Genomic DNA, 23,110 nt, shown 5'->3' with positions numbered 1-23,110 from the left:
CCGGCGGAGACGAATGGCAATGGCGAAAACGATAGCAAGGCACGGCAGAGCACTGCGCAGTATTCTCAGTGCAGCACTACTGGGGCTGCAGCTGGCGGTCACCGGCGCGTTTGCGGCCAGCGCCGACCAGTTCACGGTGCCGCAGCTGATCGCCGCAGCCGAGGAGTACGCGCTCTCAGGGAATTACGATGAGGCTCTGCCGCTCTACGAGCGCGCGATCGCCAGCCTTGCGGAAGATCCTCTCCAGCAAAACCAGCTGCGCTACCGCTACGGCATCATCCTGAATGCGCTCGGTGGCCAGCGGCCTGACCTCTACCCCCTGGCGCGCGGCCAATTCGAAGCGGTACTGCGCTACGTCGAGTCGGGGCCCGGCATCCCCTTCGAGCACTCGGCCGCGCGGGTCCGCTCGGCCATCGCCCACACCTACCACCAGTACTCCGCGGTGCAGGAGAACCCGAACCGTCGTGCGGTTATGCTGCGCAACGCCTATCAGCTGTATTCCAGTGCTATTAAAGACCTGCGCGCCGAAGGTGACTGGCAAAACCTGGCCATCACCGCATTCAATATTGGGCAGGTGTGCGAGTGGCAAGGCAATCTGGAAGAAGCTATTGAATGGCTGGAACAGGCAGTCGCGCTGGATCGGCAGTATGGTTTTGCCGACCTGGAAGAGGATCAGGCATACCTGACAGCGCTGCGTGAGCTGGTCAACCCTCAGCAGCCGGTTGGCAATACGGCCATCTGAGCCAGTATTACCGAGACTCCGGCCCTTATGCCCGGCAAAATTTCCGGAGGACAAATTCCCTTTAGCGGTGCCAGCCACAAGGGGCCCACCACGGGATTTTCATCGGGTTAGATCGCTGGAACCCCAACAAACCACTGTGGAATAGACTCCTGAAGGTCCCAGACATCGCTGTCAGCCCGTTAATTGGGCCAAATGAATTTCTGGTCACAAAAAAATCAAATAAAAATCTTATTCCACCGAATACCGGGTCCACACGCCCATATCGTCTATTTTTCCACCAAACACAGAAGACATCGCTGTCAGCGCACATCATGCGGCTGAGACCCAGATACGAATCGAGCGAGAACTTTCGTACTAAATTCAGTCTCCCCCCCTATTTTCTGGTCCAAAAGTACTCAAAATCTGCCTTCAAGGCGATGAAAATTCCTAATCCTTATCCAGAAACACCTACCTTCACTTCGACCAGATAGTTCGCGGCACACGCTTGCGCAAAATCCTCCAAGCTCTAATATTGCCCACCCTGATCAAAAATTGATCATTTATGAAGAAATCAACTTGGAGCCGCACAAACAGTTTTTCTTGTGATTAGCGCGCTTCCGGAGGAGATACATATGCGACAGAGTCTTAAACAGTTTGCCATCGTGCTTACCGCTTCCTTTGCTGCCCTGGGTGGTGGAGAGGCCTTTGCCGCCATTAAGGAATCCCCGGAGAAGAAGAAAAAGAAGTCCATGACTGTCACCGCGACCGCCTACAACTCTGTTGAAGGCCAGACCGATGACGATCCGTGGGTGGCAGCCTGGAACAACCGCCTGCGCCCGGGTGACAAAATCATTGCGGTATCCCGTGACCTGGAAAAGCACGGTCTGACCAACGGCGCCAAAGTGAAGATTGAAGGTCTGCCCGGCACTTATACCGTGCGTGACCGTATGAACAAGCGCTACACCAACCGTATTGATGTGTGGATGGAAGAAGACATCAAGAAGGCACGTAAGTGGGGCAAGAAAAAGCTCAAGATCATCTGGGATCACGACAAAAAATAAGTGAGCCGGAGATATCCATAGCCGGTTAGCTATACCAAGGGCCTTGCCAACGCCAATCGAACGAAAAAGCCCCCGCAACTGCGGGGGCTTTTTCATTTTCTCTCTCGGGAATTGTTCACGGTTCCGTGGTCACTTCCATTCCCGGCACTTCACTGCAACCCTCGTTACCGATGTAGTAAACGCTCGGTTGATGGGATTGGTTGTAGCGATGCTCAATCCCTTCATCGCGAAACACCAGCAGGTACTCTTCCTTAATCCACCCCTTGTCGGTGCGGTACTCACTGAGCCACAACAACGCCGGCCCATCCTCGTGGCACTTGCCATAAAACATACGCGTTTTTTCCACCAGCTCTTTGGTCAGGTAGTCGCGATAAACACCCGGATAGGTAAAGCGCTCACCGGAGAGATCCGCATTCAACACGCCATCTTCGTCACCTTCGAGTTCCGCCTGGGACCGGTCACGCTGTTCCGCCAGGGAGCTTCCCGCGGGTGCCTGTGCCGCAAACTGCTCTGGCTCGGGAATGCCATCCCCACCCTGATCGCGCGGCTGCCGCACTTGAGAAGGCTCACCCGGAGCAACCTCAATACGCTCGAGAAAAATTGCCGTGTTCTCGTCGCAATCCACACAGGTGCGCCCGGCGATAATGGCATAACCATTCAACTCGGAAATAAGCTTCGCTTCCGCGAGATCCACATCGATCACGCGATCATTGGACACTTTTAGCTGGATACCGGACATTGCCGGCATGGCGGGGGAAAATCCGCACAGAAAAATAAGGAGACAGAGAAGGAATATCTTCATGCAGAGCAACCACACTTAATACATCTGCAGACCGCGATCAGTTGGTGTCGCCAGGGCACCTTTCCTTGCTGCCTCTTGGCGACACCGCGATTGGGTAGTGCTGTTACACTGTCGCGATTCCCTTCTATGTATAACCATAGCAGGCGTTGAAAATCCTGCTGCGCGAGACCGTTACTTTTTGCGCACGTACCACCGATATGTGGTCACATAATGTGGAGTGTCAGGGAGCCTCCCAGCCGCCACTCTCTTCTGCGGGGCCAATAAACGCTCCAACGCCTTCTTCTTTCAAAGCGTCCAGCGCTTCCTGCAACGCCTCGGCATCGCTGTCGAACACATCTTCCCACACCGTCGTATTGTTATTTTCATCGACGATTTCCAGCAGCCAACCGCCGTCACCATCCTCGTAAATATCAATGTTTACGGTGTGGTTGCCGTCGCTATAGGCACGACTCAAGGGGGAATCTTGCGGGGTAACTTCTTCGGCCATGGGGATAACCTCGCTGGCAAAGGGGGATGCGGAAAGTGGCATTCGCGGTCTTACAGGAGACAGTAAAGCGAACTCCTGAACGCCCGGTCAAGCCCTATTCGGCGCTGTCGAAAAAGTGTACGACGCGCGACAAAAAACTTGTTAAAATGCGCGGCGATTTTTACCCATGCCCCGGATTTACGCTCCGGCCTGCACAAGGAAACTCCCATGACCAATACCGCGTCCGTTGTGGTCTGCGCGCTGTACAAATTTGTTCGCCTCGAAGACTTTGAATCCCTCCGCGATCCCCTGCTCAAGGTAATGCTCGACAACGAAGTGCGCGGCACTCTGCTGCTCGCTGACGAGGGCATCAATGGCACCGTCGCCGGTAGCCGGGCCGGTATCGACACTCTGCTCAGCTACCTCAAATCCGATAGCCGCCTGGCGGAGCTGGACTACAAAGAGTCTTACACCGAAAACATGCCCTTCCTGCGCAGCAAGGTAAAATTGAAGCGCGAGATCGTGACCATGGGCGTTGAAGGCATCGATCCTCGCCGCACCGTCGGCACCTATGTGAAGCCCGCGGACTGGAATGCGCTGATTTCCGATCCGGACGTTGTGCTGATCGATACCCGCAACGATTACGAGTTCCAGGTAGGCACCTTCGAGCACGCGGTGAATCCGAACACCACCACCTTCCGTGAGTTTCCCGAGTACGTGAAGGAAAACCTGGACCCAGGCAAACACAAGAAAGTGGCAATGTTCTGCACCGGCGGTATTCGCTGTGAGAAGTCCACCGCTTATCTAAAAGAGCAGGGTTTCGACGAGGTTTATCACCTGCAGGGCGGTATCCTGAAGTACCTGGAAGATGTACCCAAGGAAGAGACCTTGTGGAAGGGCGAGTGCTTTGTGTTCGATGATCGGGTGACCGTGAATCACGATCTGGAGCAGGGCTCTTACCATCAGTGCAACGCCTGCCGTATGCCGATCACCGAGGAGGAAATGCAGTCTCCACTGTTCGAACAGGGGGTGAGCTGCCCGCACTGCCACGATACGGTGTCAGACGCCGACAAGTCGCGTTTTCGCGAGCGTGAGAAGCAGATACAGCTGGCCAAGCAGCGCGGTGAGCGTCACCTCGGCGAAGATGCCAAGGCTACGACCTTAAACCGCCGCCAGCACAAGCAAGCGCTGCGTCGCAAGCAGGCGGAACAGGCGCGCAAGGCCCAGGACGTATAACCGACGTGCATATTCAATCGCGTAAAAACGATTGCGTAAAAAGCCTTCTCAAAAACGATTCTCTGAGCCCCGCACACGCGGGGCTTTCAGTGTTCATCCCCGATCAACCAGTGTTCCGCCGCCTGCTCGGTAACAAACTCCATGAGCGTCAGGCCCTCTTTGCGGGCAGCACCGTCGATCACCACGTTGGCGTTATATTCGGGCGCGTGTAACACCGCAAAACGCCCCTCGCTGATTCCCGGCAAGTGTGCAATGTAGCTGCCCAGTGCGCGACGCTCCTCCACCGACATGTCGATATCTGCTTTGCGCACGTCGGCCAGCACCAGTAGCGGGTGAAGGTGGCCGTATTTCTCCGCCACCTGTCGCACGGCAGCATGTTTTTCCGCTCCGTCCACCCGGTCGAAAAAGCCGATATTCACCACGCGCGTGGCCGCATTAAATCGCACCTGAAAACTCACTGCCTTCTCCTGTACCGACCCACCAAGCGGGTCAATGCCGCTATGTACTGGACGAACCCCGTTTATTGCTGTTTATTTCGATACAGCAGGTTTCTCGGTTCGCTCAGGTGATCAAAGGAGTAATTCATTTGCCGCCAACGAGTATATTCAGGCGGTGAGATGGAACCCAGCGCGTTTTCTGGGAACCAATTACTCCATATCGATCTCGGGTAAACCCTCTTCTAAATCAGCGGCTAACCACACTTGCGCGGCAGCGGCACGCGCTACCTGTTTATACAGTGCCGCCACCGCACCCTCCGGCTCTGCCGCCACGGTGGGTTTGCCACCATCTGTTTGCTGGCGAATCGACATCGCCAGCGGCAACTGCCCGAGCAGGCGCGTAGCGTACTCCGCCGCCATTCTGTCGCCACCACCAGCGCCAAAAATAGGCTCTTGGTGACCGCACTTGGAGCAGGTATGCAGGGCCATGTTTTCCACAATGCCGAGCACTGGCACCGACACCTTGCGGAACATTTCCACGCCCTTGATCGCGTCTACCAAAGCCAGGTCTTGCGGTGTAGTCACAATCACCGCGCCGGCCAGAACAACCTTTTGCGATAGCGTGAGCTGGATATCGCCGGTGCCCGGCGGCATATCGACAATCAGATAATCCAGTTCGCCATCTTCTGTGCTCTCGCCCCAGAGTGTCTGGGTCAACATCTGGTTCAGCGCGCCACTGGCCATGGGCCCGCGCCATACGGCGGGGGTATCTTCGGTCAGCAAATAGCCCAGCGACATGGTCTGCAGGCCCTGCACCGGAACCGGCACAAAAAACTTACCGCCCTTTACCTCGGGGCGTGTGCCCTCAGTACCGAGCATGGTCGGCAGGCTCGGGCCATAAATATCGGCATCCAGCAAACCCACCGCGGCACCTTCCGCCGCCAGCGCCAGTGCCAGGTTTACCGCGGTAGTGGATTTGCCCACCCCGCCCTTACCGGACGCCACCGCGATTATGTGCTTCACCGCCTTGAGCGGCTCGGGCACCTCTCCCACATCAGTACGCGGAATGTCGAAAAACAGATCAAAGTTCAATGTGCTGCCCGCCAGAGGCCCGCCTGCAAGAACCGGCGCACAGGCCGCGCGGACGCGCTCCGCCCATGCCTGCTGCTGGCTCGCGCAGGGATACCCGAGGGTCACACTGGTAAATATGGTCTTGTCGCCGTCAAAACCCACCTCAATATCGGCATCCAGTGCATCTAGCGGCAGGGCGGTGGCCGGATCTTCCAGGGCGCCAATCGCCGCCGCTACCTGCTCAAGCTGTTCCGTAACCTCGGGAGAGAAGTCTTCATGGTCCTGGTGGTTGTCGTTCACGGCAGCATCCTCACTGGCTGTGGAATTTGGGCGGCATTGTGGTCAAGCTCTGGCGTGAACACAAGAGACGCCCCAGTACAGAATTCAGTACAGACTATTCGCTGCAGACCCGGCAGTCCCACACTGCGCGGCGGGCGTTGCCGGCAGGTGCCTTACAAGCCCCATTTCTGCTATATTCCGCGCTCTTTCAGGCCCACGGCCGCCCAATCAAAGAATCCACACAGACTAATCTCGCAGCCTTTGGAATCCATGATGTCTCAAACCGACCATCAGCCCAGAAACATTCTCGTCACCAGTGCCCTGCCGTACGCCAACGGTTCCCTGCACCTGGGTCATATTCTCGAGTACATCCAGACCGATATCTGGGCCCGCTTCCAGCGCGCCCGCGGCAACCAGTGCCTGTATATGTGTGCCGACGACGCCCACGGCACTGCCATCATGCTGAAGGCCGAACAACTGGGTATCACCCCGGAACAACACATCGCCAACATGCAGGCGGAGCACGAGCGCGATTTCGCCGACTTCCTGATCGGTGTGGACAACTACCACTCCACCCACTCCGACGAGAACCGCGAACTGTCGGCAATGATCTACAAGCGCCTGCGCGAGAACGGCCATATTGCCTCCCGCACCATTACCCAGGCCTACGACCCGGAGAAAGAACTGTTCCTGGCAGACCGCTACATCAAGGGCACCTGCCCGCGCTGTAAGTCCGAAGACCAGTACGGCGATAACTGCGAAGTGTGCGGCGCGACCTACAGCCCTACCGAGCTAATCAACCCGGTATCGGTGATCTCCGGTGCAACACCCGTTGAAAAAGAGTCCGAGCACTTCTTCTTTACCCTGCCGGCCTTCACCGACTTTCTGAAACAGTGGACCCGCTCCGGCACCCTGCAAAGTGAAGTGGCGAACAAGCTGTCCGAGTGGCTGGATGAAGGACTGCAGGAGTGGGACATCTCCCGCGACGCGCCCTACTTCGGTTTTGAAATCCCCGACGCGCCGGGCAAATACTTTTACGTATGGCTGGACGCGCCGATCGGCTATATGGCCAGCCTGAAAAACTACTGCGATGCGAAAGGCCTCGACTGGCAGGAGTACTGGAAAAAAGACAGCACCACCGAGGTGTATCACTTTATCGGCAAGGACATCGTCAACTTCCACGCGCTGTTCTGGCCGGCCATGCTCGACTCTGCGCAGTTCCGCACCCCGACCAAGGTGTGTGTACACGGCTTCCTGACCGTCAATGGCAAGAAGATGTCGAAGTCGCGCGGCACCTTTATTAATGCCCGCAACTACCTCGACCATCTGAACCCGGAATACCTGCGCTACTATTTTGCGGCAAAGCTGACCGCCGGCGTGGACGACCTGGACCTCAACCTGGAAGACTTTATCGCCAAGGTAAACTCGGACCTCGTGGGCAAGGTCGTGAACATTGCCTCGCGCACCGCCAAGTTTGTCAGCAAGTCCGGCGGCGCCCTGTCCAGTGAGCTGGCGGATCCGGCGCTGTGGAACCAGTTTGTGGAAGCGGCCCCGCGCATTACCGAGTTCTTTGAAGCGCGCGAATACAGCCGCGCCACCCGCGAGATTATGGCGCTGGCGGATGCCGCCAATGCCTGGATTGCGGAAAAAGCCCCCTGGTCTCTGGCCAAGGAAGAAGGCAAGGAACAAGAAGTACTGGCGATCTGCTCGCAGGGCGTAAACATGTTCCGCGCACTGATCAGCTGGCTGGCACCGGTACTGCCGGAAACCGCGAAGAAAGCCGAGGAGTTCCTCGGTGTGGCACTGGACTGGAACACCGCGACGACGCCGCTGGCCGGCCACACCATCAACAAATTCAAACCGCTGATGCAGCGCGTAGAAAAAACTCAGGTGGAAGCCGTGCAAGAAGCTGCAAAAGAATCTCTGGCGCAATTACAGGCCGAGACTCAATCCAACACCGAGGCAGCCAAAGGCCCACTGGCAGACGATCCGCTGGCGGACGAAATCCAGTTTGACGACTTTGCCAAGGTGGATCTGCGCATCGCCCTGATCGCCAATGCGGAACACGTGGAAGGTGCCGGCAAACTGCTGCGCCTGACGTTGGACCTGGGCGGTGAAACCCGCAATGTATTCGCCGGTATCAAGAGCGCCTACAGCCCGGAAGACCTGATCGGCAAACACACCGTAATGGTTGCCAACCTGGCACCGCGCAAAATGCGCTTTGGTGTCAGTGAAGGCATGGTGCTGGCGGCAGGCCCGGGTGGCAAAGACCTGTGGATCCTGGAGCCCCATGCAGGCGCGCAGCCGGGTATGCGGGTAATGTAAGCCACCCTCTTACTTCCCGCCGTGGTGGGGTAGCCATGCTGCCCCACCCGCTGTTTCACTGCCTACTAGACGCGAACTGCCAGTACCTTAGACCTTAGGTCGAGCACCGCCATCCCCTCCTCTCCGGCCGCCCAGCGACCGCCGCGCTTTTGACAAATGTCCTTGTCAGGACGCCTCCCGCTGCTTCCAATGGAGTAACATCCTAACAACGCTGCCGTGTCGAGCAGATGCTGACGCTCAGCAACGGGACAAACGATTCGAGGCCAACAATGTCCGCAGTCATTTTTCCTATCTACGCACTCTGCCATGCCACCCTGTGTGCCTGGGCCTTCACTCTGTGGAAATCCCAGCGTGCCCCCGGTGCTGCACTGATCGCCCTTGTCTGCGCCGCGCTCACTTACGACAACATCATCCTGTCGATCGGTGCATCCATCGGCATCGGCCCATTGCTCGAAAGCCTGAGCTGGCCGCGCTTTGTCATGCATGCCTTTCTCACCCCATTGCTGTTGATCGTGGCAAGCAAAGCCGCACAGGCCGCTGGGTTGCACTGGGCCCAGGGCCCGAACTGGAACCGGTTTATCTGGCTGCTTGCTCTGCTGATGATTTTGCTGGGGATCTACGAAGGGCTTATCGGCCTCGAACTGGTGCCCGCGTGCTTTGACGATACCCTGCGCTACACCTCCAACCTGCACCCATCCCAACTGTGTTTTGAAGGGCAACAGCCGGTGGCCGGCAATGGCCCACCGATCCCTTCGATTGTCGCCACACTGCTCACTCTTATTGTCGGTATCGGTTTGTGGCGCCAGCGCGCGTGGCCGTGGATGGCCCTCGGTGCGGCCATCATGTTTCTTGCCGCGGCTATCCCTTCCAGTTTGCTGGGAATGGCCCCGGGCAACGGTGGCGAAGTGCTGCTGCTGGCGAGTCTGGTATACAGCGTTGCCCGCTTTGCCGACAACGCGGCATCCTCCGCAGAACCGGCGACGGCAATGAAATAGCCCGATCGCGCTCTGCACGATTAACCAATCCGCGAGCACGCCCAATCGCCAAACCAGCCTGAAGGGTTTACCATCCCCGCCTGCAGTCCTGCCGTGCCAACCAGCGCTGCGAATTCGCAGTGCTGGCCCGCAATAATGCAGCCGAAAATCTTAAACCTTAAATCTTGGAGCCAACAATGCGTGGTGTATTTCTCGACACCCTGACCATGAAGCTAGATGAGTTGGATACCTCCGCTCTGCAAAGCGCACTTGATCAGTGGGAGTTTTTTGAAACCACCTCACCAGAGCAGACCGCACAGCGTATTGCCGACGCGGATGTGGTGATTACCAATAAAGTAGTGCTCGACCGCGCACTTATCGAAAATGCACCGAATTTAAAACTGATCTGTGTGTGTGCCACCGGCACCAACAATATCGATCTGGATGCGGCGGCTGCCCGCAACATTCCGGTAAAAAATGTTACCGGCTATACCGGCACCTCCCTCGCGCAACATACCCTTGCACTGATTCTGGCACTCGCCACCCGCTGGCACCAATACCACAGCGACGTTGGTAGCGGCCGTTGGGCTGAGTCCCCGGTTTTCTGTCGCCTCGACTATCCGGTGATCGAACTCGATGGCAAAGTGCTGGGTATTATGGGCTACGGCGACCTCGGGAAGAAAGTCGCAAGATTGGGTGAAGCGCTCGGCATGAAGGTGTTGATTGCGGAGTCGTTCACCGGCGAGAAAAGAGATGGGCGTACACCGCTCGCGGAAATAATTAAGCAAGCGGATGTGATCAGCCTGCACTGCCCACTGACCGAAGAAACCGATCAACTGGTCAATCAGCAGTTCCTGTCCGCAATGAAAGAAACCGCCTTCCTGATCAACACCGCACGCGGTGGACTGGTGGATGAGGTGGCCCTCATCGCCGCACTGAAAAAACACGACATTGGCGGCGCCGCACTGGATGTGGTCAGCGTGGAACCTCCACCGACGGATCACCCCTTGCTGGCAAACAATATCCCCAACCTCATCATCACTCCGCACAATGCCTGGATCAGCCGCGAGAGCCGGCAGCGCTTGCTCGATGGTGTGACCCAGAACATTGTTGCGTGGCAAACCGATACCTAACGATTCAAAACACCGCGGTTGCTTCAAGCTACAGCGGTGTTTTTTCGCGCCGATAACGCAAGTCTCCGACGCCCATTTATCCCGCTATTTATCCCCTCTATACACTTGCACTGACATTCGTCCCGACATTTCAGCCAGAAATGACACCCAAAATACCCTGCGAAAACAACTTACCTGTCAGAAGTGCATTTACATGGCAACTGTATCCCGCTAACCACAGCGTTTCAGGCTCTGGACAGGCCAACAAAAGATTTGATTTACTCGAGTAGTCAACAGGGAGGGGTAAGGCTGTTTGCAGACCTGTGATATCAGCCCATCAAAAAACAAGGATAAACGTCATGACTACTCCAGCGCGAATAGTGAAAATTATTTCGCTCGCCCTACTTGCCGCGATTGTCTCGATTGTCGCCGCATGCGGCGACAGCACACCAAAAGAAAATACAGAAAGCGCGAAATCCAACCTCAAACCGGTCGCAGAAATCACTGAGAATAGCGAGCAAATCAGCGGGCTTTTCGACCTTTATCAGAACACCGTCACCGGTAGCGTCTATTTAAAGCTTGCGCCGAATCAGCTGAACAAAGAAATCATCCACCATATGCAGGTGAGCAACGGAATTCCGGGCAGCAACATCCTCCACACCATGGGGATGTACTTTGAACCGCGCATTATCCGCTTCGAGAAACACTTCGACAAAATTCACGTGCGGCAGGAAAACACTGTGTTTGTGCACGACAAGGAAAACCCGGTAAGTCGTGCAAGCCATGCAAACCTGAACCGCCCGATACTTGCCGCCCTGAAAATCGAGGCAGAGGATGAAGCCAGCGGCGCAGTTTTCGTCAACATTGATTCGCTGTTTCTTAACGACTCATTGCGCCAGCTAAAACCCTCTCCCAACCCCGAGGAAAAGCCGGGCACCCGCCTGACCCTTGGCAAGCTAAACAGTGACAAGACCCGTTTCACCAGCCTGCACAACTACGCACAAAATACCGATGTCGTCGTGGAGTATGTCTATGACAACCCGGAGCCGGTGTTACCAAAAGAGTTCGGCCTGAACATCAAAGATTATGCCCTGAGCGATGAGCGCAGCCTCGCGTTCAGTATTCGCCATATTCTGATTCAGGCACCAGAGAATGATTTTGCACCCCGCCGCGATGACCCGCGCCTGGGATACTTTTCTACACTCAGGCAGGTCCTGACTTCTGACAGCGCCGCGCCCTATGGTGACTTCATCAATCGCTGGCATCTGGTCAAAAAGAACCCACTGGCCGATATATCTGAGCCCGTTAACCCCATTGTCTGGTGGATCGAAAATACTACGCCGCTGGAATACCGCGACACTATCCGTGATGCCACCCTCGCCTGGAACCTGGCTTTTGAGCAAGCCGGCTTCAAAAATGCTATCCAGGTCAAAGTGCAGCCAGACAATGCTGACTGGGATGCGGGAGACCTGCAGTACAACGTATTGCGCTGGACCGCCTCACCGCAACCGCTGTTCGGAGGCTTGGGCCCGAGCATTGCAGACCCACGCACCGGACAAATCCTAGGTGCGGATATCATGCTCGAGCTGGTGGCGATGCAAAACCGGTCGCGCATGGAAGAGATCTATAACGTACCCGCCAGCCACTCCGCTGCTGATGGTCACTTCCATCCCATGGCGCAGTCCCATATGCCGATCTATCAAGGTGCGGCATTTGGCGCAGCGGCGCTCGCCGCGAGTGGCGCCGACAAGGCAACCACCAGCAGATTCTCGGAAGAATTTCTCTACTTCTTGATTTTGCACGAGGTAGGACACACGCTCGGCTTAAACCACAACTTTATCGCCAGCCAGTATCAGCCTTTGGCCTCGATTTTTGATGGTGAAACGACGCGTAAACAGGGCCTCACCGCTTCCGTCATGGATTACCCTGCCCCCAACCTGTCCATCAGCGAAGGCAGTCAGGAGCAGTTCTACAACGTGGCACCAGGGGCCTACGATCGCTGGGCCATTGAATATGGCTACTCTCCTGCGGCGGTAGATGCGGCAGAAGAAGCCCAGCGTCTCAGTAACATTCTCGCCCGCTCCACCGATCCGGCACTGGCATTCGGCAATGATGCGGATGATATGCGAGCGCCGGGAGCCGGTATTGATCCGCGCATCATGATCAATGACATGAGCGGCGACGGTATCGGTTATGCACAGCACCAGTTCCGTCTCAGCCAGAAGATCCTCAGTTCACTGCCAGAGCGCCTGCTCAAGCAAGGGGAGTCCCGTCAGGAACTGGTGAATGGGGCAAACGTCGCTCTGCAACACTATGCAAGTGCCGCCAAGGTAGTTTCGCGCTACATCGGCGGGGTGATGGTAGATCGCGCAATGGTCGGCCAGGAAGGCGGGAACGATCCGTTCCGACCGATAGCGGCCACTGAGCAGAAACGTGCAATGTCAGTACTTGAGGAATATGTGTTCGGGCCTGACGCGCTGATACTATCCCCCGAACTCATCAAAGAGATGCAGCAACAGCGCCGCTGGTTCTTCTTTTACGGCAAAACAGAAGACCCGAAGGTACACGACCTGGTTCTGAACATTCAGAAGTCTGTACTCGATCATCTGCTCAACCCGGTGGTACTCAAGCGGGTGCAGGATTCGAGCCTGTATGGCAATGAGTATTCTATGACCGACCTGTACACCGACCTGAACCTGGCGATCTTTTCCGCGGATGCAACCGGCAACGTGGATACCTTCCGTCAGAACCTGCAGCGAGATTACATCAATCGACTGATTGCCATTGCCAACGCCAGCAAAGACAGCGCCCGCCAGCAGCAGTCGCAGGCCATCGCTCGCTATTCGCTCAAACAGATTGATGCGCAATTAAAGAGTGCAGGCAACAACCCCGCTTCGCACGCGCACAAGGAGCACCTGCAATTTGTGATTCGCCGAGCGTTAAACCCAAATGCTAGCCAGCCGAGCAGCGCTGGCTAATCACCACCCTGCAGCGTTCCGGTGCATCCTTAGGGAGAATCCGGAACGTCCATTCCCCCATATCTATTGAATGATCCAGCACACACGAGTCACCACCAGAAAAAACGCTGCAGTCATCAAACTCTAGTTTTTAAAAGGCATCCCCTACCCAGCTATGCCTTGTCGCTCTAGTCAGCCTCTTGCTAATACCGTTTTGACCCATTCGGCAATAACCGGTTTGATTCACGAATATTCCTGATTAACCTTCGCGCTCACCTTGATTGCTATCGGAGGGTAACACCATGGCAACAGCAAAAGCGCCCAACTCAGGTTCCAGTCACAACAAGCTGCACCAGGCTTACAATCTTGCGGGCGAGGCAGCCCACGAGACCGCCTCGCAGTTAAAGTCACGTGCTCGTGAAACTGCAGACACCGTGAAGGCTCGTGCCCACGATGGCATGGAGAAAGGTAAGCAGCGCGCGCACGACGTTGCCGAACGTGCGGAGAATCAGATCAAGGCTCACCCGCTTGTCAGTGTGGGCTGCGCCTTCGCTGCCGGCTGGTTGATCGCAAAAATCCTAAAATAACCTCAACTGACCTACAATTTTCTAAATACATAACCACTGCCTGTGTCATGCACAGGCAGTGGTTATGCTTAGCGGCATAACGATCACTGACTACCGCACGTCCGCCCGACATCACACACACTGATCGAGGTATTGATTGATGGCAGCCCCCGGCAATCAGAATGACGATTCGAATCAATCGGCTGACCCCAATCACGATCCAGAGCCCAATGCCTCTTCGCAAGATCCGCAAGGTGCATCACCTCAAGCGGCGGTAGACACACCGCAGGCCGAATCACTACTCGACGAATTCAATACACTACGTGACAGGGCCGAGGCCACCATGACTCTTGCCTCGGCCTGGGCAGAAAACCTGACGAGTTTGGTACAGCTGGAATTCCAACGCACCCTGCAAGCGGGAAAGCGCATCGTCATCATGCTGCTGTTCCTGTTCTTCCTGGCAATCGCGTTGATTGTGAGCCTGTGCGCGGGGCTGGGGTTGCTCGGCTACTACTATTTCCAGTCCATTTATATTGGCTTCGGCATTTTTATGTTGTCCCAGATCATCATCCTGGCGGTGCTGTTACTGTCGATCAATCGCCTGAAGAATCTTCTGGGATTCGACGAATCACGCAAGCAAGCTCAAGAGGCGCTCGATAATGTCACTGCGCTCTTTAAACAAACAGATTGAACAACGCCGGCAAGCTTTGGAAAAGCAACGCCGCTGCGCCCTGAGTCTGATGGAGCAGCAAAAGGCGCAGGCGCTAACCCAGGCAAACCGAATTCCATTGCCGCTCGCGATGCTGGGGGCGTTTGCCGCGGGCTTTATCATTCAGCGGGTTTACAACAAACCTTCCACCCGCTCGCTGGTGAACTGGTATCTGACGCTGAGGAATTTCTAGCGGCCGCTACCGTGTTCCGTTTCGCTAACTGCCCGGCTCGCTGCCACCACAGGACCTAGACGCTGCTCGGCACTGGCGTCCACAATTCGCTGCGCAATATCGACCAGTTTCAGATTCATGTCCATGGCGCGCTGCTGCATGGTGCGATAGGCATCGTCCTCATTCATGCGCAGGCTCTTCATCAATAAGCCTTTCGCACGCGCCACCAACTTTCGCTCCACTAGCGTCTTGCGGGTTTCTTCCAACTCGGCGCTCACACGTTGGATATGTTCCACCTGCGAACGAATCAGACCGTAGAGCGAATGCGCCAGTGGCTGTCCATGCAATGTGGATACGCCAGCATACGCACTGCCGCCGTAAAGCCCCGGCAACTGCGGATCAAACAACACCGCCAGTGTCGGTAAACGATTCCAGTCCATGGACTTCATTCGCTGTAACTGCGCATAGTGCTGCCCCAGTTCCGACTGGGCGCTGGACACACGCTTACGGCTCACCTTGAGCAGCTGCTCGGTGAGCGCATCCTCCAGACCGTGCATGGCATCAATCCGCGTACTGGCCAATTGATACCACACCTCGCTAATCTCGGTCGCAATTGGCTCTCCATCCTTCAAACCCGCAATCACTTCTCGCAACCGCTGCAGGTCTTGACTCGGCTGACTCTGCTCGATGGATTGCCATTGCGCAGTATCCGTCTCGCCGGCGTACTCCAGAAATACGTCCACGCTTTGTCGCTGGCATAGCTGCAGTTGCCTGATGCGCTCATGCAGGCCTTCATCGAAGCGGCTGCCGGCAAATCCAATTGCTCCCCAGGCGCGCTCCTGCCCGGAGAATTCCTTGGCCTGCATAAAGTTAAACAGTGCCACTAGTATTCGAGTGACTTCCGGATCATCGGCGACATCCGCCGCTTCCAGCACGACGGACAGCAGGCCCGCAATTAAACGACAATAGGCGTCGGTAGACTCCAGGGCAGAGATTTCAAACGCCGTGATGTGATCCCGAAGAATGCGCAATTCATCCAGGCCATGTAATGAATAGGCAATGCAGTTGAGCAGGCGCATATTGTGTACGCGCTCTCTGTGCCCCTCTTTCAAATAGCGCTCTCTTAATACATGTCGGAAGCGGCCTTCACTGCCCAGGCAATTCTGAATCTGGCCGGAGCGCTGCTCGCTAAAATGGCCCCCGGCAGAGACCAGGTAGATATTACTCATGCCACGCTCCCGCTGGAGTTGATGCACCAGGTCGGATACCCGGATTACCAACTCGCAGCTTCCCGCAAGATGTTCTAATGCCTGAATTTCCGCGCGCTTGGCCGCGAGCAGGAATTTTTCGGCATCCTCTTGATGGTTGGTCATAACCCTGGCTCCGTTTAAGGTTTCCTACACTGAGTATCCGCCCGAGAAATCCACAACATTTATCGAGTAATTTGCAATTTACATTCCACATTGCACCGGGACCGAACCATTGGCTGACACGCTTTGCGCCCACGCAACGCGCGCAGACTGGGTACAATAGCGGTTCCACAGCCACCCATGAGGCGACGCGAACCATGAGTCTGAGCACGCTATCCCCCTCTTCGCTCGCTGACGAAAACGTTGTTGCGGATTCCGTATTACCCAGTGCGGAAGCGGCAGCAAAGTTGGTGGATTTTATCCGGCGTCACCCGCGCCTGACGGTATTGACCGGAGCCGGCGTTAGCACCGACTCCGGCATTCCCGACTACCGTGACCAACACGGACAATGGAAGCGCAAGCCGCCGGTGGACCACCGCGATTTCATGGCCAGCGTAGCCACGCGGCAGCGTTACTGGGGGCGCGCACTAATTGGCTGGCCGGTAATCCGCAACTCGGCGCCGAACGGTGCGCACTATCACCTGGCGGAGCTGGAGCGCCGCGGGCATATTCACTTGATGATTACGCAGAATGTCGACCGCCTGCATCAGCGTGCGGGCAGCCAGCAGGTTATCGACCTGCACGGGCGCGCCGATGAGATTCGCTGCATGCAATGCGACTACCGCGCAGTGCGTCAGGAGGTGCACGATCGCAGTGACGCACTGAACCCGGCGTTTCGTCACTACACCGCGGAGGCCGCGCCGGATGGTGACGCCGATTTGGAAGTGGACTTCAGTAATTTCCGTGTGGCCGACTGCCCGGAATGTGCCGGCATTCTGAAGCCAGATGTGGTGTTCTTTGGGGACAATGTTCCTCGCGAGCGCGTGGCTACAGCAATGGAGGCGTTGCGCGCGAGCGACGCGCTGCTGGTGGTGGGATCTTCGTTAATGGTGTACTCGGGGTTCCGCTTCTGCCGCTATGCGAAAGAGTGGGGCAAGCCCATCGCCGCGTTGACTCTGGGACGCACCCGCGCCGACGACCTGCTGGACTTGAAACTGAATGCAGGCATTGGAGAAACGCTGGAGCGCACGCTTATGCAACTTGCGTAATACTCTGGTGATCTTCCCCAACACCGACCCTTTTCGTCACATCAAATAACGACTCTACGACTAGTCGTTATCGCTTTCGCTGCTTTCGCCGATCTTATCCTGTGTACGCAACGCGAAATCACTGGCGTCGTGCCGCTCATGTAACTGCCTGGCCGGGTCACCCCAAGTACGATTCACCATCGTGCCGCGCTGCACCGCAGGGCGTTCACCAATCTCGTCCACCCAGCGATTTACGTTCTTGTAGGTGTGCGCCTCAATAAACTCGGCCGCATCATAGGCTTCGTTTTTCAGCACCGCGCCATACCAGGGCCAGATGGCCATATCGGCAATGGTGTATTCACGACCGGCAATAAACGGGCGCTCCGCCAACTGGCGATCGAGCACATCCAGCTGGCGCTTCACTTCCATGGTGTAGCGATTGATCGGGTACTCGTACTTTTCCGGCGCGTAAGCATAGAAGTGGCCAAAGCCACCCCCAAGGAGAGGCGCTGCGCCCATTTGCCAGAACAGCCAGTTCAGGGTTTCGGTGCGTTGCTCTGGCGTATGTGGCAGGAAGGCGCTGAACTTTTCCGCCAGATACAACAGGATGGAGCCGGACTCGAATACGCGAATCGGCGGATTGGTGCTGTGATCGACCAGTGCGGGGATCTTGGAGTTCGGATTGATTTCGACGAAACCACTGCTGAACTGCTCACCTTCGGTGATGCGGACCAGGTGTGCGTCGTACTCCGCCCCCTCGTGCCCGAGCGCTAGCAGCTCTTCCAGCATAATGGTGACTTTCACCCCATTGGGGGTAGCGAGGGAGTAGAGCTGCATGGGGTGTTTCCCCTTGGGCAACTCCTTGTCATGGGTCGCACCGGCAGTGGGGCGGTTGATGTTGGCAAATTGACCGCCACTCTCCGAATCCCACTTCCAGACCGCAGGCGGGGTATAGCTCGCATCCGACATAATCACTCCTCGTTAGCATTCCATCAGGCTGACCAAGAGTAATCCGGCGGCCGCTTTTTTTAAACGTCTGGCAGATTTTCAGTCACAGACTCATAGCTTTGCTGGCTTTGCAATAGCTGGATAACTTGTGGCAATGGATCCGCATAGACTTCCGGCAGGTCGCGTTCGCCGTCGACAGAGGGGACGTAGGCAAGGCGCTCTTCCGGCGGGATAAATTCAGTGGTGATACCGGGCTTGTTGCCCCGGGCATCTATCCGAAACCAGCCGTAGCGCTCCAGATACACACTGTTCAGGCCGTGCAGGCAAAAACGAGCGGAGGCATCATCCAGCAGCAGGCGCTGATAACTGAAGCCGACGGGAATGTCGTTGGCCCGTAGTAACGCCGCCAGCAGGTGACTTTTGGCGAAACAGAATCCTGTGCCCTCGCGCAGCACATCCGAGGACCGGCAGGTAACCGGGTTCAACGCAAAGTCGCCGCTGTGGCGAATTTCATCGCGCACAAACTCGAAGCTGTTGCGTGCGGTGCCGAATTTGGCGCCCGAGGGGCACTTCAGGTCGGCTGCGAGGGCCAGAATGTCCGGGTGCTGCCAGTTTATAATCGGGGTGTGTTGTAGATACGCCTGCATGTTCGTGTTGTTCGCTTGCGATGCTATTCAGAGGGCCAATTTAGAGGGGCAGCCTCATATACACGCTGTTAGGGTCGTCTGTATATGCTGCGAAGGGCGGACACTCACTGAATCCGTGGCGCAGATAGAGCCGGCGCGCCGGCGCAAAAAAGTCCATCGCGCCGGTTTCCAGGCTCAGCCGTGTATAGCCTCTCTCGCGAGATTCCCGGATTATATGGCGCAACATGGCACTGGCAACGCCCTTCCCGCGCGCGGCCGCCCCGGTGCGCATGGACTTGATTTCACCATGGTCCGGCGCCAGCTCCTTGAGCGCGCCACAGCCCACCAGCGTATCGCCGTCATACACCGACCAGAAGGAGATCTCCGGCTGCCGCAAGCCATCCAGATCCAGCGCGTGCTTGCTCTCCGGTGGTGAAGTGGCGCGCATATCCTCGATATGCTCTGCCAGGAACGCTGCAATGCGCTCCCCCGAAAGGTCATCCAGAACGATGTTCATAGTGCATCCTCAACCACAAATTCCGCTATTCCCGGGCACTGCAGCATATATGGCAAGTTGAACGCCTATAGCCTCTCCCCCATAATACCGCCCCTGATCAGGCAAAAATGACCTGCAACACTGGCCCGTGGCGCCGCTCGAAGGAACCCATCGAGAGGTCTGCAATCTTCGCGCCAATACAATGAGGACGGCGCCAGCTGCTTGTTAGGGCCTTGCCTAGAAAGAGCACACACTAAAGAGCCTTCTATTTAGTGTGCGTTTAGCCAACCCAGCTTCTTCCTCGTTGTGCACGCCGCGGCCCGGCGCAGTGGGCAGAATGGAATCTCTATGACCGAATTTACCGTCATCCTGCTCTCCACCATCCTGGTGAACAACTACGTGCTGGTGCAGTTCCTGGGGTTGTGTCCATTTATGGGCGTTTCCAACAAGCTGGAAACCGCCATCGGTATGGCCGGGGCCACCACCTTTGTCCTCACCCTGGCCGCCATCTGCTCCTACCTGGTAAACACCTACTTACTCGAACCCTTCGGGATGGAGTATCTGCGCACCATTTCTTTCATCCTGGTGATCGCGGTGGTGGTGCAGTTTGCGCGCATGTTTATCGAAAAGACCAGCCCGCTGCTGCATCGGGTACTCGGCGTCTTCTTGCCACTGATCACCACCAACTGTGCGGTACTCGGTGTTGCCCTGCAAAACACCCTCAAGGCCAATAATTTTGTGCAATCCACCCTGTATGGCTTCGGTGCCGCCGTGGGTTTCTCTCTGGTTCTGATTCTGTTTTCCGCGATGCGCGAGCGCCTCGCGGTGGCAGACGTGCCCAAACCTTTTAAGGGCGCCGCCATCGGCATGATGACAGCCGGGCTGATGTCCCTGGCCTTTATGGGCTTTAGCGGGCTGGTGTAAGGAGGCGACTATGGAATGGCTATCTGAAGTATCCACGCCCCTGCTGATCCTTGGCGGCATGGCCCTGGTGTTTGGCGCCCTGCTCGGCTTCGCCGCGGTGCGTTTCAAGGTAGAGGGCGACCCCATCGTCGACCAGATCGACGCCCTGTTGCCGCAAACCCAGTGCGGCCAGTGTGGCCACCCGGGTTGCCGCCCCTATGCCCAAGCCATCGCCAATGGCGAGGCTATCAACAAGTGCCCGCCCGGGGGCCAGGCCACCATCAACGAACTGGCCAACCTGCTGGACGTGGAAGCTACCCCGTTGGATGCGGAGCACGGTACCGAAGACGTCAAAAAAGTAGCGTTTATTCGCGAAGCCGAGTGCATCGGTTGTACCAAGTGCATCCAGGCCTGCCCGGTCGATGCCATTGTTGGCGCCGCCAAACAGATGCACACAGTAATCGTGGATGAATGCACCGGCTGCGACCTGTGCGTGGAACCCTGCCCGGTGGACTGTATCGATATGGTGCCGCTGGAGGCCAGCCTGCAGCAGTGGCATCCGAACAAACCCACAGATGGTGTGCTGCTGATCGCCAGCGACAGACCCGACCTGCACAGAGATGACCGGAGTGCAGCATGAGCCACACAGATGAAAGATTGAGCGCCAGCGAGCGCCGCGCTGCCCGCGAAGCGCACCTGATTGCCAGCTCCAAGGCCCGGGATCTGTCCCGCGAATTGAAGATCAACGATTTCCACGGCGGCGTGCATCCGCCGGAAAACAAGCACCAGTCCACCGGCGAGCCTATTGGCAGCATCCCCCTGGCGGAAGACCTTATGGTGCCGCTCAACCAGCATATTGGCGGCACCGCCATTCCGCTGGTGAAGCTGGGCGATGAAGTATTGAAAGGGCAGAAAATCGCCGAAGCGGACGGTCCGGTAAGCTGCCCGGTACACGCGCCGACGTCCGGCAAGGTAGTCGCCATCGAGCCAATGGCGGTACCCCACGCCTCCGGTATGGTGGCGGACTGTATCCAGATTCGCACCGATGGCCGCGACGAGTGGTGTGCGCTTACTCCGGTGGCGGACTACCAGAACCGCGATATCGACGACCTGCTCGAGCAGATTCGCGAATGCGGTATTGCCGGAATGGGCGGCGCGGGCTTCCCCACCGCGGTAAAACTAAATCCCCGCGGCGGCGCCGAAATTGACACCCTGATCATCAATGGCACCGAGTGCGAGCCGTATATCACCGCCGACGACATGCTGATGCGCGAACGCGCCGACGAGATTATCGCGGGTGTGGAAATACTCGCTCACCTGCTGGAGCAGCCAGAGCGGGTGCTGATCGGTATCGAGGACAACAAGCCCGAAGCCATTCAGGCCATGAAACAGGCCGCGAAAGGCACCCGCTTCCATGTGGTGACCTTCCCCACCAAGTACCCTTCCGGTGGCGAAAAGCAGCTGATCGAAATCCTGACCGGGCGCGAAGTGCCCAACGAAGGCCTGCCGGCCAATGTGGGCATCGTGTGCCAAAACGTGGGCACCGCGCGTGCCGTATACCGCGCCATCGCCCTGGGCGAACCGCTGATCAGCCGCGTCACCACCGTGGTGGGTGAGTCCCTCAGCCGCCAGCGCAATATCGAGGTTCCCCTCGGCACCCCCATCCAGCACATCCTGGAGTGCCACGGAATCGACCGCGGCGTGTTGCAGCGCATTGTGATTGGCGGCCCGATGATGGGCTACACGATCGAGGACGAAGCGTCGCCGGTGGTAAAGACCACCAACTGCATCCTCGCCCCCACGGACAAAGAATTACCGCCAGCACCGCCGGCCCAGGCCTGTATTCGTTGCGGGCTGTGCGCCGAGGCCTGCCCGGCCAGCCTGCTGCCGCAACAGCTGTACTGGTATGCCCGCGCCGAAGACCGGGAAAAGCTGCAGGCCTACAACCTGTTTGACTGTATCGAATGCGGCGCCTGCTCCTACGTGTGCCCATCCAGTATCCCACTGGTGCAGTACTACCGCGCCGCCAAGGGCGATATCCGCGCGGCGCGGCAGGAAAAGGAAAAGGCGGACCGCGCCCGCGAGCGCTTCGAGTACCGCAAACTGCGCCTGGAAAAAGCTGAGCAGGAAAAAGAAGCCAAGCGTCTGGCACGCAAGAAGGCCGCCGAAGAAGCGCGCAAAAAGCGCGAGCAGGACGCCAGCAGCCCGGAAGCCCAGGCGGCCAAACAGGAGTCGGACGTTGTCGCCGCCGCGCTCGCGCGGGTGAAGGCCAAACAGGCCACCCCGGAGCAGCAGCTGGCCCGCGCCCAACGCACCCTTACCAGTGCCGAGCACCGGGTAGAACGCATGCAGCAGAAGCTCGCTGACGCGGAAGAAGCACAGAAGGCACAGCTGGAAGCGCAACTGAAAACCGCCCAGCTGAAACTACAGGAAGCCCGCGACAAGCTGGCGGAGGCGGAAAGGCTGCAGGTAACCGCGCCGGCGCAGGAGCAGCCCGCCGGTGAAAAGGCCGAGCCATCGTTCACCGAAGACAAGCTGACCGTGGCCAGTGCGTCATCCTCCGCGGCGGGCGCCGCTATCGAGCGGGCCAAGGCTGCAGCCGCTGCCCGTGCCAGCATGAGCCCCGAAGAAAAGCGCGCGTCGGAGATTGAGGCGCTGAAAAAGCGCGTGGAAAAGGCGGAAGCGCGCCTGGCAAAGGCCCGTAGCGAAGACGACCCGAACACCGGCGCCTTTGAAACCGCACTGGAAAAAATGCAGGCCAAGCTGCAGGAAAAATTGGCCCAGCAGGGTTCCGGCGAGTAACGCCGGGCGC

General features: G+C 57.4%; 22 protein-coding genes. 14 read left to right on the top strand and 8 right to left on the bottom strand.

Going from position 1 to position 23,110, the window contains the following annotated elements; translation table 11 throughout:
• Positions 1–19 precede the first annotated feature (19 nt).
• Together LCM31_RS13130 and LCM31_RS13125 are read left to right on the top strand one after the other, a co-directional pair.
• The gene (locus LCM31_RS13130; protein ID WP_224870812.1) at positions 20–742 is read left to right on the top strand and encodes a tetratricopeptide repeat protein; all 723 of its coding nucleotides are present in this window, start codon (positions 20–22) and stop codon (positions 740–742) included.
• A gap of 611 nt (positions 743–1,353) precedes the next feature.
• The gene (locus LCM31_RS13125; protein WP_224870810.1) at positions 1,354–1,782 is read left to right on the top strand and encodes an RlpA-like double-psi beta-barrel domain-containing protein; all 429 of its coding nucleotides are present in this window, start codon (positions 1,354–1,356) and stop codon (positions 1,780–1,782) included.
• A 115-nt stretch (positions 1,783–1,897) separates the two neighbouring features.
• Here the strand turns inward: LCM31_RS13125 and LCM31_RS13120 are convergent, their stop codons facing one another.
• Positions 1,898–2,584, bottom strand: a complete 687-nt coding sequence (locus LCM31_RS13120; RefSeq protein ID WP_224870808.1) for a hypothetical protein — start codon at positions 2,582–2,584, stop codon at positions 1,898–1,900.
• Positions 2,585–2,804: 220 nt separating this feature from the next.
• Positions 2,805–3,113, bottom strand: a complete 309-nt coding sequence (locus LCM31_RS13115; RefSeq protein ID WP_224870806.1) for a hypothetical protein — start codon at positions 3,111–3,113, stop codon at positions 2,805–2,807.
• 165 nt (positions 3,114–3,278) lie between these two features.
• Between LCM31_RS13115 and trhO the strand changes: the two genes are divergently transcribed.
• The gene (gene trhO / locus LCM31_RS13110; protein ID WP_224870804.1) at positions 3,279–4,286 is read left to right on the top strand and encodes an oxygen-dependent tRNA uridine(34) hydroxylase TrhO; all 1,008 of its coding nucleotides are present in this window, start codon (positions 3,279–3,281) and stop codon (positions 4,284–4,286) included.
• Between the two features lie 86 nt (positions 4,287–4,372).
• On the opposite strand, the gene LCM31_RS13105 is transcribed toward trhO, so the two are convergent.
• Both LCM31_RS13105 and apbC read right to left on the bottom strand, forming a co-directional pair.
• Positions 4,373–4,744: a hypothetical protein gene (locus LCM31_RS13105; RefSeq protein ID WP_224870802.1), complete on the bottom strand. Its 372-nt coding sequence runs from the start codon at positions 4,742–4,744 to the stop codon at positions 4,373–4,375.
• A 189-nt stretch (positions 4,745–4,933) separates the two neighbouring features.
• The gene (apbC, locus tag LCM31_RS13100; RefSeq protein ID WP_224870800.1) at positions 4,934–6,094 is read right to left on the bottom strand and encodes an iron-sulfur cluster carrier protein ApbC; all 1,161 of its coding nucleotides are present in this window, start codon (positions 6,092–6,094) and stop codon (positions 4,934–4,936) included.
• Between the two features lie 252 nt (positions 6,095–6,346).
• Between apbC and metG the strand changes: the two genes are divergently transcribed.
• The 7 genes from metG (at position 6,347) to LCM31_RS13065 (ending at position 14,909) form a co-directional block, all read left to right on the top strand.
• Complete coding sequence (gene metG, locus LCM31_RS13095; RefSeq protein ID WP_224870798.1) at positions 6,347–8,398, top strand: methionine--tRNA ligase; 2,052 nt, start codon at positions 6,347–6,349, stop codon at positions 8,396–8,398.
• Positions 8,399–8,667: 269 nt separating this feature from the next.
• Complete coding sequence (locus tag LCM31_RS13090) at positions 8,668–9,393, top strand: hypothetical protein (protein ID WP_224870796.1); 726 nt, start codon at positions 8,668–8,670, stop codon at positions 9,391–9,393.
• A 176-nt stretch (positions 9,394–9,569) separates the two neighbouring features.
• Positions 9,570–10,505, top strand: coding sequence for a D-2-hydroxyacid dehydrogenase (locus LCM31_RS13085; protein ID WP_224870794.1), 936 nt, complete (start codon positions 9,570–9,572; stop codon positions 10,503–10,505).
• Positions 10,506–10,843: 338 nt separating this feature from the next.
• The gene (locus LCM31_RS13080) at positions 10,844–13,462 is read left to right on the top strand and encodes a zinc-dependent metalloprotease (protein ID WP_224870792.1); all 2,619 of its coding nucleotides are present in this window, start codon (positions 10,844–10,846) and stop codon (positions 13,460–13,462) included.
• Positions 13,463–13,743: 281 nt separating this feature from the next.
• Positions 13,744–14,028 carry a DUF883 family protein gene (locus LCM31_RS13075; RefSeq protein ID WP_222232208.1) on the top strand — a complete coding sequence of 95 codons (285 nt, stop codon included), beginning with the start codon at positions 13,744–13,746 and terminating at the stop codon, positions 14,026–14,028.
• A gap of 139 nt (positions 14,029–14,167) precedes the next feature.
• Positions 14,168–14,698 (top strand): hypothetical protein, encoded by a 531-nt coding sequence (locus LCM31_RS13070; RefSeq protein ID WP_224870789.1) that lies wholly within the window; start codon positions 14,168–14,170, stop codon positions 14,696–14,698.
• Positions 14,667–14,909 (top strand): hypothetical protein, encoded by a 243-nt coding sequence (locus LCM31_RS13065; protein ID WP_222232212.1) that lies wholly within the window; start codon positions 14,667–14,669, stop codon positions 14,907–14,909. Before LCM31_RS13070 ends, LCM31_RS13065 begins: the two co-directional genes overlap by 32 nt.
• Here the strand turns inward: LCM31_RS13065 and LCM31_RS13060 are convergent.
• Entirely contained in the window at positions 14,906–16,261 is a 1,356-nt protein-coding gene (locus LCM31_RS13060; protein WP_224870787.1) for a nitrate regulatory protein, read from the bottom strand. The two genes, LCM31_RS13065 and LCM31_RS13060, sit on opposite strands and share 4 nt — an antisense overlap.
• 194 nt (positions 16,262–16,455) lie before the next feature.
• On the opposite strand from LCM31_RS13060, the gene LCM31_RS13055 reads away from it, so the two are divergent.
• Complete coding sequence (locus LCM31_RS13055) at positions 16,456–17,346, top strand: NAD-dependent protein deacetylase (RefSeq protein WP_224870785.1); 891 nt, start codon at positions 16,456–16,458, stop codon at positions 17,344–17,346.
• 60 nt (positions 17,347–17,406) lie between these two features.
• On the opposite strand, the gene yghU is transcribed toward LCM31_RS13055, so the two are convergent.
• From yghU to LCM31_RS13040, 3 genes are read right to left on the bottom strand one after another with little or no spacing between them, the layout of a single operon-like run.
• Positions 17,407–18,294 (bottom strand): glutathione-dependent disulfide-bond oxidoreductase, encoded by an 888-nt coding sequence (yghU, locus tag LCM31_RS13050; protein WP_224870783.1) that lies wholly within the window; start codon positions 18,292–18,294, stop codon positions 17,407–17,409.
• Between the two features lie 59 nt (positions 18,295–18,353).
• The gene (locus LCM31_RS13045) at positions 18,354–18,920 is read right to left on the bottom strand and encodes a transglutaminase-like domain-containing protein (protein WP_224870781.1); all 567 of its coding nucleotides are present in this window, start codon (positions 18,918–18,920) and stop codon (positions 18,354–18,356) included.
• Positions 18,921–18,960: 40 nt separating this feature from the next.
• Positions 18,961–19,416, bottom strand: coding sequence for a GNAT family N-acetyltransferase (locus tag LCM31_RS13040; protein ID WP_222232222.1), 456 nt, complete (start codon positions 19,414–19,416; stop codon positions 18,961–18,963).
• A 327-nt stretch (positions 19,417–19,743) separates the two neighbouring features.
• On the opposite strand from LCM31_RS13040, the gene rsxA reads away from it, so the two are divergent.
• Genes rsxA through rsxC form a run of 3 tightly spaced genes read left to right on the top strand, consistent with a single transcriptional unit; the run spans position 19,744 to position 23,100 of the window.
• On the top strand, positions 19,744–20,319 hold the full coding sequence (gene rsxA, locus LCM31_RS13035; protein WP_010132630.1) for an electron transport complex subunit RsxA: 576 nt from the start codon (positions 19,744–19,746) through the stop codon (positions 20,317–20,319).
• 10 nt (positions 20,320–20,329) lie between these two features.
• Positions 20,330–20,938 carry an electron transport complex subunit RsxB gene (rsxB, locus tag LCM31_RS13030; protein ID WP_224870779.1) on the top strand — a complete coding sequence of 203 codons (609 nt, stop codon included), beginning with the start codon at positions 20,330–20,332 and terminating at the stop codon, positions 20,936–20,938.
• Positions 20,935–23,100 carry an electron transport complex subunit RsxC gene (gene rsxC / locus LCM31_RS13025; protein WP_224870777.1) on the top strand — a complete coding sequence of 722 codons (2,166 nt, stop codon included), beginning with the start codon at positions 20,935–20,937 and terminating at the stop codon, positions 23,098–23,100. Before rsxB ends, rsxC begins: the two co-directional genes overlap by 4 nt.
• Positions 23,101–23,110 lie beyond the last annotated feature (10 nt).

The sequence above is a fragment of the Microbulbifer agarilyticus genome (assembly GCF_020171345.1).
Lineage (GTDB): Bacteria > Pseudomonadota > Gammaproteobacteria > Pseudomonadales > Cellvibrionaceae > Microbulbifer > Microbulbifer agarilyticus_D.
The sequence above is the reverse complement of the archived record's forward strand: the minus strand, read 5'-3'. Positions and strand labels throughout refer to the sequence as shown.